At 64.0% G+C, this 15,832-nt stretch carries 13 protein-coding genes; 9 read left to right on the top strand and 4 right to left on the bottom strand.

The window, feature by feature from the left end; genetic code table 11:
* Nucleotides 1–9 precede the first annotated feature (9 nt).
* Nucleotides 10–750 (bottom strand): 3-deoxy-manno-octulosonate cytidylyltransferase, encoded by a 741-nt coding sequence (locus HAP41_RS41395; protein ID WP_014498245.1) that lies wholly within the window; start codon nt 748–750, stop codon nt 10–12.
* A 219-nt stretch (nt 751–969) separates the two neighbouring features.
* Between HAP41_RS41395 and HAP41_RS41390 the strand changes: the two genes are divergently transcribed.
* From HAP41_RS41390 to HAP41_RS41365, 6 genes are all read left to right on the top strand, one after another.
* Nucleotides 970–1,524 (top strand): c-type cytochrome, encoded by a 555-nt coding sequence (locus tag HAP41_RS41390; protein ID WP_071916710.1) that lies wholly within the window; start codon nt 970–972, stop codon nt 1,522–1,524.
* A 212-nt stretch (nt 1,525–1,736) separates the two neighbouring features.
* Nucleotides 1,737–3,638 carry an extracellular solute-binding protein gene (locus HAP41_RS41385; protein WP_166078493.1) on the top strand — a complete coding sequence of 634 codons (1,902 nt, stop codon included), beginning with the start codon at nt 1,737–1,739 and terminating at the stop codon, nt 3,636–3,638.
* Between the two features lie 14 nt (nt 3,639–3,652).
* The gene (locus HAP41_RS41380) at nt 3,653–5,539 is read left to right on the top strand and encodes an extracellular solute-binding protein (RefSeq protein ID WP_166078500.1); all 1,887 of its coding nucleotides are present in this window, start codon (nt 3,653–3,655) and stop codon (nt 5,537–5,539) included.
* Between the two features lie 2 nt (nt 5,540–5,541).
* Nucleotides 5,542–6,651 (top strand): microcin C ABC transporter permease YejB, encoded by a 1,110-nt coding sequence (locus HAP41_RS41375; protein ID WP_166078506.1) that lies wholly within the window; start codon nt 5,542–5,544, stop codon nt 6,649–6,651.
* Nucleotides 6,651–7,829: an ABC transporter permease gene (locus HAP41_RS41370; protein ID WP_085401891.1), complete on the top strand. Its 1,179-nt coding sequence runs from the start codon at nt 6,651–6,653 to the stop codon at nt 7,827–7,829. Before HAP41_RS41375 ends, HAP41_RS41370 begins: the two co-directional genes overlap by 1 nt.
* Nucleotides 7,830–7,836: 7 nt before the next feature.
* A complete protein-coding gene (locus HAP41_RS41365) occupies nt 7,837–9,474 on the top strand; it encodes an ABC transporter ATP-binding protein (protein WP_166078537.1) in 1,638 nt (545 codons plus the stop codon).
* A 6-nt stretch (nt 9,475–9,480) separates the two neighbouring features.
* Here the strand turns inward: HAP41_RS41365 and HAP41_RS41360 are convergent, their stop codons facing one another.
* Nucleotides 9,481–10,335: a C40 family peptidase gene (locus HAP41_RS41360; protein ID WP_166078549.1), complete on the bottom strand. Its 855-nt coding sequence runs from the start codon at nt 10,333–10,335 to the stop codon at nt 9,481–9,483.
* Complete coding sequence (locus HAP41_RS41355) at nt 10,328–11,701, bottom strand: leucyl aminopeptidase family protein (RefSeq protein ID WP_166078562.1); 1,374 nt, start codon at nt 11,699–11,701, stop codon at nt 10,328–10,330. Before HAP41_RS41355 ends, HAP41_RS41360 begins: the two co-directional genes overlap by 8 nt.
* A gap of 220 nt (nt 11,702–11,921) precedes the next feature.
* Here HAP41_RS41355 and HAP41_RS41350 point away from each other — a divergent pair, with 220 nt between their 5' ends.
* From HAP41_RS41350 to HAP41_RS41340, 3 genes are all read left to right on the top strand, one after another.
* Nucleotides 11,922–12,125: a hypothetical protein gene (locus tag HAP41_RS41350; protein ID WP_018454690.1), complete on the top strand. Its 204-nt coding sequence runs from the start codon at nt 11,922–11,924 to the stop codon at nt 12,123–12,125.
* Nucleotides 12,126–12,381: 256 nt separating this feature from the next.
* Entirely contained in the window at nt 12,382–13,884 is a 1,503-nt protein-coding gene (locus HAP41_RS41345; RefSeq protein ID WP_166078570.1) for a metallophosphoesterase family protein, read from the top strand.
* Between the two features lie 94 nt (nt 13,885–13,978).
* Complete coding sequence (locus HAP41_RS41340) at nt 13,979–14,791, top strand: tetratricopeptide repeat protein (protein WP_063980965.1); 813 nt, start codon at nt 13,979–13,981, stop codon at nt 14,789–14,791.
* 62 nt (nt 14,792–14,853) lie between these two features.
* On the opposite strand, the gene HAP41_RS41335 is transcribed toward HAP41_RS41340, so the two are convergent.
* Nucleotides 14,854–15,828, bottom strand: a complete 975-nt coding sequence (locus tag HAP41_RS41335; RefSeq protein WP_063980966.1) for a type II secretion system F family protein — start codon at nt 15,826–15,828, stop codon at nt 14,854–14,856.
* Nucleotides 15,829–15,832: the final 4 nt, after the last annotated feature.

Raw genomic sequence — 15,832 nt, 5'->3', positions numbered from 1 at the left:
AACAGCGGCTCAGGATTTGGAAAGGATGCTGCGGGCGGTCTCCAGGTCCGCCGGCGTGTCGACCCCGCGGGGCACGGTGTCGACGATGGTGAAGTCGATCCGCATCCCGGCTTCCAGCGCCCGGAGCTGCTCGAGCTTCTCCTGCAATTCCAGCGGGGATGGCGGCAGCGAGACGTAGCGCTCCAACGCGGCGCGGCGATAGGCGTAGAGGCCGATATGGTGGTAGCGCGGTCCGTCGCCGGTCGGCGCGGTCGCGCGAGTGAAATAAAGTGCGCGCATGCGTTTCCCGCCCAGCGAGGTTCCGATCGCCTTTACGACGCTCGGCGCGAGGTCCTCCTCCTCGGTATGGATCTGCGAGGCCAGCGTCGCGATGTCCACGGCCGGATCTTGCAGCGGCGGCAGCACCTCGCGGATGTTGTCGATCGTGATGGTCGGGAAATCGCCCTGGAGATTGACCACGATCTCGGCCTTGCCTGAGGGATCGAGCTTCTGCATCGCCTCGTGGATGCGGTCCGAGCCAGAGGGGTGCTCCGGGCGGGTCATCACGGCTTCGCCGCCATGGGCGGTGACCACGGAGGCGATCTCGTCCGTATCGGTTGCGACCGCGACCCGGCCGATGCCGGCGGCCTCTGCCCGCCGCATCACATGCACGATCATCGGCAGGCCCGCGATGTCGGCGAGCGGCTTGCCGGGCAGGCGGGTGGCGGCCATGCGGGCCGGGATCAGCACCAGGATGCGGGGATCGATCATCGGGTCAAGGGCCTGGAAACGAGAGGTTTTCCGCGTCGAGAAATGGGGTGGGGACGGGCTGAAAGCCGGGTCGCTTATACGGGTTGCCAGACCCCGGGCAAACCGATATCTCAATGGCAAAACTCGGGGAAACAATAAGGAACGTTTGATTCTCCCGAGGCTCGTCCTGGCGGCCGCTCGGCCGCTATTTCCTTACTGTGGTGTGGGGCCTGGCCGGAAATGGACTCTTTCGAACTGAACAAGATCCTCGGTGCCGTGCTTGGCACCTGTCTCATTCTGCTTGTGACGAGCTTTGCCGCCCAGGCGCTGTTCACACCGAAGCCGCTGGCGAAGCCTGGTTTCGAGATCGCCGTGAAGGAAGATGCTGGCCACGGCAAGGAAGGTGGCGCCGCTGCTGCGCCCTCCGAGCCGATCGAAAAGCTGCTCCAGACCGCCTCCGTCGAAAAGGGCGCTTCGGCTGCCAAGAAGTGCGGCGCCTGCCACACCTTCGAGAAGGGCGGCCCGAATCGCGTCGGTCCGAACCTCTATGGCGTCGTCGGCGAAGCCAGGGGCGAGGGCCGCAACGGCTTCAACTTCTCGGCCGCCATGAAGGCCAAGGGCGGCACCTGGTCGTTCGACGACCTCAACAAGTTCATTGCCAACCCAAAGGGCTTCATCCCGGGCACCGCGATGGGCTTCGCCGGCATTCCGAAGGACTCCGAGCGCGCCGACGTCATCGCCTATCTGAATTCGCTGTCAGAGCATCCTCAGCCGATCCCGACGGCGTCGAAGTAAGGCCGTCAAAAACCGATCTTGAATGTGCGGCCAGGCTGAAAAGCCTGGCCGTTTGCTTATCCGGGCCTCGCGGTGAGTTTATCGGGGCGTTTGGCCGCATCCGACAGGCCGCCGGGGCTTCCAACATGAGGAAAAAGCAACATATTCCGTCGAAACCTCGCCTATATTGAGCACTTAAAGGGGTAACCTCCTTCAAGACCAGGAATGTTGATTTGGCCATTACCCGACGCGATCTCCTGCTCACCGGCACTGCCGCCGTAGCGCTCCCCGCCCTCGGTTCCTTGGGGGGGCTTCCCGTCATCGGCACGGCCGCGGCGCAATCCGCCAGTGAGGCGCCCTGGCGCCACGCGCTGTCGCTGTTCGGACAGGTCAAATATCCCGCCGACTTCAAGCGCTTCGATTACGTCAATCCGGAAGCGCCCAAAGGCGGTGTCGCGCGCCAGATCGCCGTCGGCACCTTCGATAATTTCAATATCGTAGTGGCGGGAGTGAAGGGTCAGGTCGCCGGTGCCGTCGCGTTCATCTACGAATCCCTCACGACGCCCTCGCTCGACGAAGTCTCGACCGAATACGGCGCGCTGGCCGAGGCCGTCAGCCACCCGGCCGACTTTTCCTTCGTCACCTATCGTTTGCGGCCGCAGGCCAAATGGCATGACGGCAAGCCGGTCACTGCGGACGACGTGATCTTCTCGCTGGATGCCTTCAAGAAGCATCACCCGATGTACTCGGCCTATTACAGCCATGTGGTGAAGGCCGAGAAGGTCGGTGAGCGCGAGGTGAAGTTCGTGTTCGACGCACCGGGCAACCGCGAGCTGCCGCAGATCGTCGGGCAGCTCACGGTTTTGCCGAAGCATTGGTGGGAGGGGACCGACGCGCAGGGCCGCAAGCGCGATGTCTCCGCGACCACGCTCGAAATACCGCTCGGTTCCGGCCCCTACAAGGTCAAGGAATTCGTGGCGGGACGGTCGATCGCGCTGGAGCGCGTCAAGGATTATTGGGGGCGCGATTTCGCCACCAATGTGGGCCGCAACAATTTCGACGAGATGCGCTACGAGTATTTCCGCGATGCCACCGTGGCGATCGAGGCTTTCAAGGCCGATCAGGTGGACTGGCGCACCGAGAACAGTGCGAAGAACTGGGCGACAGCCTACGACTTCCCGGCCGTGACCGAAAAGCGGGTGATCCTCGAGGAGTTCGCCAATCGCAGCTCGGGTGTGATGCAGGCTTTCGTGCCGAACCTGCGCCGCGCCAAATTCAAAGATCCTCGCGTCCGTCGCGCGCTCAACTATGCGTTCGACTTCGAGGAGATGAACAAGCAGATCTTCTACGGTCAGTACAAGCGCGTCAGCAGCTATTTCGACGGTATCGACGAGCTCATGGCGACCGGGTTGCCGCAAGGCAAGGAGCTCGAGATCCTCGAGACCGTTCGCGCCGATGTTCCGCCTGAAGTCTTCACGACGGCCTACACCAATCCGGTCGGCGGCAGTCCGGAAGCCGTGCGCGACAATCTTCGCGAGGCGCTGCGCCTGTTCAAGGAGGCCGGTTACGAGGTGCGCGACCGCAAGCTGGTCGACGTCAAGACCGGTGCGCAGTTCACCCTGGAGCTGCTGAACCAGGATCCGAGCTTCGAGCGGGTCACGCTGTTCTACAAGCCGTCTCTGGAACGGCTCGGCATCGCGGTCAGCGTGCGCACGGTCGACCCGACTCAATACGAGAACAGGACGCGGGACTGGGATTTCGACGTCGTCACCAACTCATGGGGCGAGTCGCAGTCGCCGGGCAACGAGCAGCGCGAGTTCTGGTCGTCCAAGACGGCCGACATCGCGGGTTCGCGCAATATTGGCGGCATCAAGAATCCGGCGGTCGACAAGCTGATCGAGCGGCTGATCTACGCCACGGGTCGCGACGATCTCGTCGCGGCAACCAAAGCGCTCGACCGCGTGCTGCTGTGGAATAACTACGTCGTTCCGCAATGGACCTATTCGAAGATCCGCACCGCGCGCTGGGATCGCTTCGGCCGACCGGCGGAATTGCCCAAATACGGTCAGTCCGGCTTCCCGTTCATCTGGTGGTACGACGCAGACAAGGCGGCACGGATCGCAAAGAAGTCGTGAAGGACATCCCCCGCATGACGCAGATGTCACGCCGCCATGTGCTGGTCTTGGGTGTCGGCGGCACTCTCGGTGCGTCCCTCGGCGCGCTGATGTTGCCCGGCGCACGCGCATCGGAAGCGGGGACCGAGGCGCACGGCATCTCAGCGTTCGGCGATCTCAAATATTCCGCCGACTTCCACCATTTCGACTATGTCAATCTCGATGCGCCGAAGGGCGGCACGTTCTCGCTCATTCCCTCGGTGCGGGCCTACAACCAGTCCTACCAGACCTTCAACTCGCTCAACGCCTTCATCCTGAAGGGTGACGGCGCGCAAGGCATGGACATGACGTTTGTGCCGCTGATGGCGCGTGCAAATGACGAGCCTGATGGAATGTACGGCCTTGCCGCCAAATCCGTGCGGATATCGCCTGATAGGCTGGTCTATCGCTTCATCATGCGGCCCGAGGCGAAATTCCACGACGGCAGCAAGCTCACCGCCCACGACGCGGCGTTTTCGCTGACATCGCTGAAGACCAAGGGACATCCGCTGATCATCGTGCAGATGCGCGACATGGTCAGTGCGGAAGCGATCGACGAAGCGACGCTCGTTGTGACCTTCGCCAAGGGGCGCGCCCGCGACGTGCCGCTTTATGTCGCGAGCCTGCCGATCTTCTCGAAAACGTATTATGCGTCGCGCGCCTTCGACGAAACGTCACTCGATATCCCGCTCGGCTCTGGCCCGTACAAGGTCGGCAAGTTCGAGGTCAACCGCTATATCGAGTATGAGCGCGTCAAGGACTGGTGGGCCGCCGACCTGCCGGTTTGCCGCGGCAGCTACAATTTCGACGTCGTGCGCTATGAATTCTATCGGGATCGCGATGTCGCGTTCGAGGGGTTCACCGGCAAGAACTATCTCTATCGGGAGGAATTCACCTCACGCATCTGGGCGACGCGCTACGACTTTCCGGCGGTGAAGGACGGGCGCGTCAAGATGGAGGTGGTCCCCGACGACACGCCGTCCGGTGCGCAGGGCTGGTTCATCAACACGCGACGCGACAAGTTCAAAGACCCGCGCGTGCGCGAGGCCTTGATCAATGCCTTCGACTTCGAATGGACCAACAAGACCATCATGTACGGCGCCTATGCCCGCACGGTGTCGCCGTTCCAGAACTCGGACCTCATGGCAAGCAACGGGCCTCCGTCGCCGGAAGAGCTCAAGCTGCTGGAGCCGTTTCGCGGCCAGGTGCCCGACGAAGTGTTCGCCGCACCGTTCGCGCCTCCGATCTCGGACGGCTCTGGCCAAGATCGCAGCTTGTTGCGCAAGGCTCAGCAACTTCTGACCGAGGCTGGCATGCCGATCAAGGATGGCAAGCGGGTGCTGCCGAATGGTGAGGTCTTCAGGATCGAGTTCCTGCTGGACGAGCCTTCGTTCCAGCCGCACCACGCGCCCTACATCAAGAACCTGGGCACGCTCGGTATCGAAGCGAGCGTGCGCCTCGTCGATGCCGTGCAACACAAGGCGCGCCAGGAAGATTTCGACTTTGACATGACGATCCAGCGTTTCAGCATGTCGGCGACGCCGGGCGACGCGATGCGATCGTTCTTCTCCTCGCAGGTCGCGGCAACCAAGGGCTCGTACAATCTTGCGGGCGTCGCCAGCCCGGCGATCGATGCCATGATCGAGAAGATCATGGCGGCCGACAACCGCGAGGATTTGACCGTCGCCTGCCGCGCCTTCGACCGCCTGTTCCGCGCCGGCCGTTACTGGGTGCCGCAATGGTATAACAAGACGCACCGGCTCGCTTATTGGGACCAATTCGCTCATCCGCAGAAGCTGCCACGTTACGCCAACGGCGTCGGCGCTCCCGAAATCTGGTGGCACGATAATGCCAAGGCGGCCAAGCTCGAGCAGGCGAAATAATCATGAGCGCCTATATCGCCCGCCGCATCCTCCTGATGATCCCGACCCTGCTCGGGATCCTCTTCGTCTCCTTCGTCGTCGTGCAATTCGCGCCGGGCGGTCCAGTCGAGCGCGTCATCGCGCAGCTCTCGGGCGCCGACACCGGCGGCAGCTCGCGCATCTCGGGCGGCGGTGATTTCGCTCAGCGCGCGCCCGGTCAGCTGGGCGCTGGTGGCGATGCCATCAATTCGAAATATCGCGGCGCGCAGGGCCTCGACCCTGACTTCATCAAGAAGCTGGAGAAGCAATTCGGCTTCGACAAGCCGGCCCCCGAACGCTTCGCGCTGATGGTGTGGAATTTCGCCCGCTTCGATTTCGGCAACAGCTATTTTCGCGATGTCAGCGTGCTCCAGCTGATCAAGGAAAAGCTGCCGGTCTCGATCTCGCTTGGCATCTGGCTGACGCTGCTAACCTACCTGATCTCGATTCCGCTCGGCATCCGCAAGGCGGTCAAGGACGGAACGCGCTTCGATACCTGGACGTCGAGCGTGCTCGTGCTCGGCTACGCGATTCCCGGCTTCCTGTTCGCGATCCTCCTGATCATCCTGTTCGCCGGGGGCTCGTTCTTCAACTGGTTCCCATTGCGCGGACTGACATCAGACGGCTGGTCGCAATTTCCCTGGTACTGGAAGATCATCGATTACTTCTGGCATTTGACGCTGCCGCTGATCGCCATGGGGCTCGGCGCGTTCACCACCATGACGTTCCTGAGCAAGAACTCGTTTCTGGATGAGATCCGCAAGCAATACGTGATGACCGCGCGCGCAAAGGGCTGCAGCGAGAATCGGGTGCTCTATGGCCACGTCTTCCGCAACGCGATGCTCATCGTGATCGCGGGCTTTCCCAGCACCTTCATTCACGCTTTCTTCTCGGGCTCGCTTCTGATCGAGACCATCTTCTCACTGGATGGGCTCGGACTGCTCAGTTTCGAGAGCGTTCTCAACCGCGACTATCCCGTGGTGTTCGGCACGCTCTTCATCTTTTCGCTCGTCGGCCTCGTGATCAACCTCATCTCTGACCTCACCTATATGTGGATCGATCCGCGGATCGATTTCGAGGCGCGGGAGGTCTGATGACACTGGCCGCCCCGACCCCGATCGAAACCACCGCAAAGTCGCCGCTCGGCGATGCCGTGCCGATCACGCGCAAGCCGTTCGTGCCATCGCCGCTCAACCGGCGGCGCTGGCAGAATTTTAGGGCGAACCGGCGCGGTTACTGGTCGTTCTGGATCTTCATGATCCTGTTCGTGGTGTCGCTGTTTGCCGAGCTGATCGCCAATGACCGGCCGTTCCTGATCAAGTACGACGGCCATCTCTACTGGCCGGCCTTCGTCACCTATTCCGAGACGACCTTCGGCGGCGACTTCGAGACGGCGGCCGACTACCGCGATCCCTATTTGCAGAAGCTGATCAAGGACAAGGGCGGCAGCATCGTCTGGCCGCTGATCCGCTATTCCTACGACACCCACAATCTCGACCTGCCGACGCCGGCGCCGTCGCCGCCGACCTGGATGTTGACGGAGGCGCAGTGCAAGCCTGTCGTCGAGAAGAAGGGCCTCAAGAGCTGCCGCGACCTCGAATACAACTGGCTCGGCACCGACGATCAGGGCCGCGACGTGGTTGCGCGCCTGATCTACGGGTTCCGCATCTCGGTGCTGTTCGGCCTGTGCCTGACCATTGTCTCCTCCGTCGTCGGCATCGCCGCCGGCGCGGTGCAGGGCTATTTCGGCGGCTGGGTCGATCTCTTGTTCCAGCGTTTCATCGAGATATGGACTGCGATCCCTTCGCTCTACCTCCTGCTGATCCTCTCGTCGGTGCTCGTGCCCGGCTTCTTCGTCTTGCTCGGCATCCTGCTCTTGTTTTCCTGGGTGTCGCTGGTCGGACTCGTGCGCGCGGAATTCCTGCGCGGGCGCAATTTCGAGTACATCCAGGCCGCGCGCGCCCTCGGCGTGTCGAACGCCGTGATCATGTTCAAGCATTTGCTGCCGAACGCGATGGTCGCGACGATGACGTTCCTTCCGTTCATCGTCTCCTCGTCGGTCATGACGCTCACGGCCCTCGATTTCCTCGGCTTCGGACTGCCGCCCGGCTCGCCGTCGCTCGGCGAACTGCTGTCGCAGGGCAAGTCCAACGTGCAGGCGCCCTGGCTGGGTTTCTCCGGCTTCTTCTCGGTCGCGATCATGCTGTCGCTCTTGATCTTCATCGGCGAAGCCGTGCGCGACGCCTTCGATCCGCGCAAGACGTTCAAGTGAGGGCGTGATGGACGCGATCAACCAGCCCCTGCTTGCCGTCCGTGACCTCTCGGTGGCCTTCCACCAGGGCGGCGCGACGACACTTGCGGTCGACAAGGTCTCGTTCCAGATCAAGCGCGGCGAGTGTGTCGCGCTGGTCGGCGAGTCCGGTTCCGGCAAGTCGGTCAGCGCGCTCTCGATCCTGAAGCTCCTGCCCTATCCGAATGCCTCGCATCCCTCGGGCAGCATCCGCTTCAAGGGGCGGGAACTGATCGACCAGTCGGAGCAGCAGATGCGGGAGATTCGCGGCAGCGATATCTCCATCATCTTCCAGGAGCCGATGACCTCGCTCAATCCGCTGCACACGATCGAGGCGCAGATCGGCGAGATCATCCAGCTCCACAATCCGACCAGCAATGCCGAGGCGCGCAAGCGGACGCTGGAATTGCTGACGCAGGTCGGCATTCCCGAGCCTGAAACGCGGCTCAACAGCTATCCGCACCAGCTCTCCGGTGGTCAGCGCCAGCGCGTCATGATCGCGATGGCGCTCGCCAACGAACCGGACCTCCTGATCGCGGACGAGCCGACCACGGCGCTCGACGTCACCGTGCAGGCGCAGATCCTGGCGCTGCTCGCCGAGATCCGCTCCCGGCTCGGCATGAGCCTGCTCTTCATCACCCACGATCTCGGCATCGTGCGCCGCATCGCCGACCATGTCTGTGTCATGAAGGGCGGTGAGATCGTCGAGCAGGGGCCGGTCGAGCAGGTCTTCAGGACCCCGAACCATCCCTATACGCGCGACCTGCTCGCGGCGGAGCCGAAGCCCGATCCGGCGCCGCCGCAGCCGAATGCACCGGTGGTGATGTCCGCCGATGATTTGAAGGTCTGGTTTCCGATCAAGCGCGGCCTGATGCGCAAGACGGTCGGCCATATCAAGGCGGTCGACGGCGTCAGCATTGCCGTGCGCAAGGGCGAGACGCTCGGCGTCGTCGGCGAATCCGGCTCGGGCAAGACCACGCTCGGGCTCGCCCTGATGCGGCTGATTTCCTCGAACGGACGCATCGTGTTCCTCGGCAAGGATATCCAGGGCCTGCGTTTCAAGGAGATGCGCCCGTTCCGGCGCGATATGCAGATCGTGTTCCAGGATCCGTTCGGCTCGCTCAGTCCGCGCATGTCGGTCGCCGACATCATCGCCGAGGGGCTCACCGTGCACCAGCCAAAGCTGTCGCGCGAGGAGCGTGAGGCGCGCGTCGTCAAGGCGCTCGAGGACGTCGGGCTGAAGGCGGACACCCGCTATCGCTATCCGCATGAATTCTCCGGTGGCCAGCGCCAGCGCATCAGCATCGCGCGGGCGGTGGTGCTGGAGCCGGATTTCGTGGTGCTGGACGAGCCGACCAGCGCACTCGACATGCTGATTCAAGCGCAGATGGTCGACCTCTTGCGGGAGCTCCAGCGCAGGCGCGATCTCACCTACATGTTCATCTCGCACGATTTGCGCGTCGTCGCCTCGCTCGCCAGTCATCTCATCGTGATGCGCGGCGGCAAGGTGGTCGAGGAAGGACAGGCCGCCGAACTGTTCAAGAGCCCGATGACGGATTACACACGCGCGCTGTTCGCGGCGGCGTTCCGATTGGAGACTGCGGGGAACGGATCGGTGGCGACGTAGCTCGGGTCAGAGCCGCTTGATCGCGATGATTTCGCTGCCAGCCGCCTTGATCCGCGCGATCGCCGGTTCGGTCGCCTCGATCACAGTTGCCATGTGATGCGCGTTGGCGTGAACCATGGTGCTGCCATCGCGCACGATGGCGACATGGCCCTTCCAGAAAATGAGATCGCCGCGTTGCAGCTTGGTCCGCTCATGCGTCTCCAGCGCGCGGCCGAGCCCTGCCTGCTGCATGTCGCTGTCGCGCGGGCAGCCGATGCCTGCTGCTGTCAGCGAGACCTGCACGAGGCCGGAGCAATCGATACCGAGGCTGCTCTTGCCGCCCCAGAGATAGGGCGTGCCGACGAAGCGCTCGGCGACCGCGACGAAGTCCGGCTCGCGATGATCGAGCCGGGCGAGATGGGCCTTCGGCAGATATTGTCCGTCGCGCGTCACGGCGAAGCTGCCGTCCTCGCGCACCACCGCGATCTTCGAGCCCAGCGCGAGCGTGCCGGCCGGCGGCAGCTTGATCGAGGGACCGGGAAAGGCGAATGTCCGGAGCGCGCTCACCTTGTGGGTCGGCGCGGTGGCCGGCTTCATCAGCGCTGCATCAGGCAGCCAGCCGACATAACCATCGCCGCCAAGCTGGCCCCAGGCCCAGCCTTCGCCGTTGCGATCGTAGACCGTGACGCGTTCGCCGCGCAGCGCCTCCGTCATCAGCATCGCGTTCGACGACGGCTGCTCGCGCACGGGTGCGATCGCCTCGAACACCTCGAATTCCTCGCCCGTGACGAAGCGGTCGGCTTGCACCTTGCCTTCGAGATATTTCGCGGCGAGGTCGCCGCGCGCCGGTGTCAGCCTTGGGTCGTGTCCTGGATCATGCATAGCGCTCGCTCAGCAATGCGTAGATGGCGCGCGCGGCCTGGCATTCGCCGCCTTCGGGTCGCGCCGGCTTCGCCGACGGGGTCCAGCCGTAAATATCCACGTGAAGCCAGCTCTTCGCCTGCTCGACGAACCGTTGCAGGAACAGCGCGCAGGTGATCGAGCCGGCAAAGCCGCCGGACGGTGCGTTGGTGATGGTAGCGGTCTTGGAGTCCAGCCACGCATCGTAAGGCGGCCACAGCGGCATGCGCCACAAGGGATCGTTCTCCTTCGCCGCGCAACGCGCGACGTCGGCGGCCAGCGTCTCATCATTGGTGTAAAAGGGCGGTAAATCCGGCCCCAGCGCGACGCGCGCCGCGCCGGTCAGCGTGCCCAGATCGATCAGAAGGTCCGGCTTTTCCTCGTCGGCCAGTGCAAGCGCGTCGGCGAGCACGAGCCGGCCCTCCGCGTCGGTGTTGCCGATCTCGACCGTGATGCCCTTGCGCGAGGTGAAGATGTCGAGCGGCCGGAAGGCATTGCTGGAGACGGCATTTTCGACCGCTGGAATCAGCACGCGCAGGCGGACCTTGAGCTTCGCATCCATCACCATGCGCGCGAGCGCCAGCACGTTGGCGGCGCCGCCCATGTCCTTCTTCATGATCAGCATGCCGCTCGACGGCTTGAGGTCGAGCCCGCCGGTGTCGAAGCAGACGCCCTTGCCGACCAGCGTCACCTTGGGATGATCGGGATCGCCCCAGACGATGTCGATCAGCCGCGGCGCGCGGTCCGAGGCCATGCCGACGGCGTGGATCAGTGGAAAATTCGTCTTCAGATCCTCGCCGATGGTGCAGGCAAAGCTCGCACCGAATTCCGTGGCGAGCGCTTGCGCGGCAGCGGCCAGCTCCTCCGGCCCCATGTCGTTGGCCGGCGTGTTGATGAGGTCGCGCGCCAGCATCGCGGCATCCGCCACGCGATTGATCTCGGCTGCGTCGACGCCATCGGGCGGTACCAGGCGGACGGCGGGGCGGTCAGCCTTGCGGTAGCGGGCGAAGCGGTAGCTGCCGAGCGCAAAGGCGAGCGACGCCAGCCGCGCATCGTGCGGCACATTGGCAAAGCGATAGATGCCCGGCGGCAGCAGGCCGGGCAGGGCGCCCGGCCGGAACAGGTCGCGTGATCTCGCGCCCTCGTCCTCGAGTCCGAACAGCACCTGCGCGATCGCGCCGTCCGGGGCGGGCAGCGCGAGATAGCCGCCCGGCTTGGCGGCAAAGGCGCTCGCGGTGGCGAACTGGCGCTGCACCGGCGGCAATTTCTCGGCGACCTGATCCCAGCTCGACTTGGTGACGAAGGTGATCGGGATGGCGGTGGGCGACGTCTCGAAGACAGAAGGCATTGGCGGGTCCGGATCGTCAGATCAAGCAGGTCATGCGAACGGACGAGACTTCGCAGAGTTTCGCCGCGGCTGCAATCGGCTTTGCTGTCACCGTTCAGCGACCCGCTACTCGCCGCAAGGGGCCCATGCTAGGTTCCGGCAACGGCCGCCGGATCGACTGGGAAAACTGTGCAGGAGATGACCGGCGGCCGAAGACGAGGCCTGCGGGGAGGAAACTGCAATGGAATTTGTGTGGAGCGTGGTCACATTCATCGGCCAGGCCGTCGAGGCGATTTTTGGTTATGTCGAGCATCATCACTGGATCTTCGCATTCCTTGCCGGCGGTTACGTCTTCTATCTCCACGACCGCTCCGTCCACGCGCGGTTCGATGCGCTCGACAAGCGCATCGACGAAATCCGCAAGCGGCTTGCCATCGAATATTGATCGGGTGAGCGAAACCATCGCCGGGTGGATCTCGTACCCATGCTGAGAACTGCCGTTCACGAGCGCGCGGCCGCGGGGCTTTACTAGCGCCGCGGTTGTGGCATTATTGATGGATATTTTAGATTGTGCCGAGCGGTTCTGCTGGCATCTAGCGCAACAACGCGGCGGGCCGGCTTGATATCCGGCCAAACCTGTTCGTCGAAAGCATTCTTCTCATCGTTTGGGCGGCGCAGCATTCGCAAATGAGCGGCGCAAAATGGATAGAGCGTTCGTTATTGCGCAGATTTCCGACCTGCATCTGGACGGGTCAGGCCGGCTGCTGGCGACGACCGAGGCGCTCGGTGCCGCAATCCGCCAGGCGATGGCGGACTTCGCGGACGTTCCCGATCGCATTCTGCTGATCACGGGTGATCTCGTGGACGACCCGACGCCGCGCGCGCTGGACGAAGCGCTCGCCGTCATCGCGTCCTTCCGGCAGACCGGACTGTTCACCGACATCCAGGCGGTCGCGGGCAATCACGACGTCAAGCGCCCGAGCCAGCGCGCGGGCCGCCACGACGTCTATGATTATTTGCATCTGCCGCGGAGCTCGAAGAGCGTCTATTATCGCCAGGCTGGCCTCGATCTGGTACTGCTGGACTCCAATCGCGCGAGCCTCTCAACGCTCGCGAGCGGCAATATCGACGAGAGCGGCTACAGCGCGCTTGTCGCGGATTCCGCCCGGCTGAGCGTCGAGCTCGCGGGCAGCATGGGATCGGTGGGGCGCGCCGACTATGCCGAGCCGGCGGAAAACCTGGTGCGCGTGCTGGCGTTGCATCATCATCCGCTGCCGCAGGCGACCGGCGAAGGAAAGCGGTTTCTCGGCGTGCCCGACGAACCGCTGATGTATCTCGCGGCGCCCGCAACGTTCCTCGAAGCGGCGACGTCGCTCAACGTCAATCTGGTCCTGCACGGACACCGGCATGTCGAGGGGCTCACCCGCTATTCGATCCCGGATCCGCGCGCCACGCGGAGCGCGAGCGGCGAAGCCTTCTGGCGTACGATCTACGTGCTCTCCTGTCCGTCCTCGACCGGGCAGGCCGGTGACGATGCCGGCTTCAACATCATTCATTTTGGCGCATCGTCCCAGGCCGGCCGCACGGAGCACCAGTTCGCGATCACGCGCTATTCGCGGCCGCGCAACGACGGCACCTTCGGGCTGCTCGACTCGAACCTGCCGGACGGCGTCATCAGGTTGCCGGCAGGACGGGATTTTTCCCGCGATCCCGCCGTCCAGTCGGCCATCGAGATCGCCTCATGTGCGATGCTGAAGCGTGATCAAGTTGCCGCACAGGCCCGCCGGCTCCTGATGCGCCCCGCTTTCTATGCCGACGGCGACGTGGACTGGCCGAGCGCGCTCCACGCCTATCTCGTCACCTCATGGGTCTGGGCCGATATCGGGGGCAAGTTCGCGAGATCGGAGCGCAGAGATGACGCCGAGGCGCTGGCCGCGGTGAAGTTGTTGCTGCGCCGCTTGATCGAGCACTGCGCCGACGTGCTCGGCATTGACGATGTTCAGCTCGACGAGCTGCTTGCGAAGCGGCTGGTCAACCGCGACGACTTCCGGCGCGAATGGCCCGGGATGCCGAGCGCGGGCGTCGATGTTTCTCAGGCGCGGCGGCGGCTGCAATTGCTGCTGCACGACCTGAACGAGCCGGTGAGGGTGCTCGGTCTCGATCTGGCACTCGGTGGCGAGCCGCCGCCGCAGACACCGCCGTGAGGGGCAGCCAGGCTGACGTTAACCCGCCGTTAGGGTTAACAGTCTATTGCTGGCGCGTTCGGCTCGATCAATCGGCTCGTGAGTCAAAAGCGTCATGCGTCAACGGTTCAGTCTTGCCCGGCTTCTCGCGTCCACTTCGCTGGTGGCGGCAGTGGCCATGGGCCTCGGCGGATGCACGGCCATGTCGAAACTCTCCGACGTCACAGGCTCTGTCGGGCCGCGGACGGAAGCCGCCCCCGCCGATCCCGCGCGCGCCGTCGACGTCTATGGCGAGCGCTACCGTGCCAATCCCAAGGACGCCGACGCGGCGCTCGGCTACGGCCAGGCCTTGCGCGCCAACGGCCAGCGCGCCCAGGCCGCCGCCGTGCTCGAGCAGGCGACCATCGCCAATCCCGGCAACAAGGCGCTGCTCGCGCAGTATGGCCGCGCGCTCGCCGACAACGGCAATTTTCAGCAAGCCTTCGATGTGCTGTCGAAGGCGCACTCGCCCGACAATCCGGACTGGCGCCTGCTCTCGGTGCAGGGCACCGCGCTCGATCAGATGGGCCGCCACGACGAGGCGCGTTCCTATTATGCGAGCGCGCTGAGGATCGCACCAGGCGATCCCGGCGTGCTCTCCAATCTCGGCCTGTCCTACATGTTGTCGAAGGACCTGCCGAAGGCCGAAGAGGCGTTGCGGCAGGCCTACGCCTCGCCGCGCGCCAGTACCCGGGTGCGGCAGAATCTTGGCCTCGTCATCGGTCTCCAGGGCCGCTTCGCCGAAGCCGAGACGATCGTGAAGGCCGACCTGCCGCCGGACCAGGCCGCGGCCAATGTCGCTTACCTCAAGGAAATGCTGAGCCGCAGCGACGCTCCGCGCGGCGCACCGAAGCGGACGCCGGTCGCCTCGCTCAGCCAGCCCGACTGATCAGAGCCTGATCTTGCAATCCTGAAGCTGCCGGCGGACCGCGCGCGGTCCGCGTCTTGACGTCAGTGCAGCTCGCTGATCTTGATGCCGGTCGGTCCGAGAATGACGACGAACAGCACCGGCAGGAAGAACAGGATCATCGGCACCGTCAACTTCGGCGGCAGCGCGGCGGCCTTCTTCTCGGCCTCGTTCATGCGCATGTCGCGGTTTTCCTGCGCCATGACGCGCAAGGAATGCCCGAGCGGGGTGCCGTAGCGCTCCGCCTGCTGAAGCGCGAGACACACCGACTTGACGCCCTCGAGCCCGGTGCGCCGCGCCAGGTTCTCATAGGCGACCTTGCGATCCTGCAAATAGGACAGCTCGGCCGTGGTCAGCGTGAACTCCTCGGACAGCGCGATCGACTGGCCCACGATTTCGGTGGCGACCTTCCGGAACGCCATTTCGACCGACATGCCGGATTCGATGCAGATCAGGAGCAGGTCGAGCGCATCGGGGAAGGCGCGCTTGATCGATAGCTGGCGCTTGGAAATCGCATTCTTGAGGAACAGCATGGGCGCCTGAAGGCCGAGATAGGCCGCGCCGATGCAGATGCCGATCTTGATCGGCATCGACTGCTGCATATGCGCGATCAGGAACACGTAGATGATCGAGCCGACGAACAGCACGAGCGGAGCCACCATGCGGGCGAAGAGGAAGGTGATGTAGGGCGCCTGGCCGCGATAGCCCGCCATGATGAGCTTGTCGCGCGCGGCTTCCTGCGCGAGCCATTTGGTGAGGTTGAAGTCCTCGACGACCCGGGAGACGACCTGCTTCGGCGTTTGGCGCAGCGAGACCTTCTCGCTCTTGTTGAGGCGCTCGCGCTCGCGCTGGCGGATGCGCTCGCGCTCGCTCGCCACCGCCTTCATGCGCTTGGCGAGGCCTTCGCCGGCGAAAAGCGGCATCACCAGCGTATAGACGGTGGCGCTGGCGGCGATGGCCGCCAGCAGCATGGTCATGAAGCGGACGTCATGCAGTTTCGAAACGAGGAATTCGACCATACGG

Origin of the sequence: Bradyrhizobium barranii subsp. apii, assembly GCF_011516635.5 — a bacterium.
In the GTDB taxonomy this organism is placed as follows: domain Bacteria; phylum Pseudomonadota; class Alphaproteobacteria; order Rhizobiales; family Xanthobacteraceae; genus Bradyrhizobium; species Bradyrhizobium barranii.
This window is presented reverse-complemented; position numbering and strand designations above follow the sequence as displayed.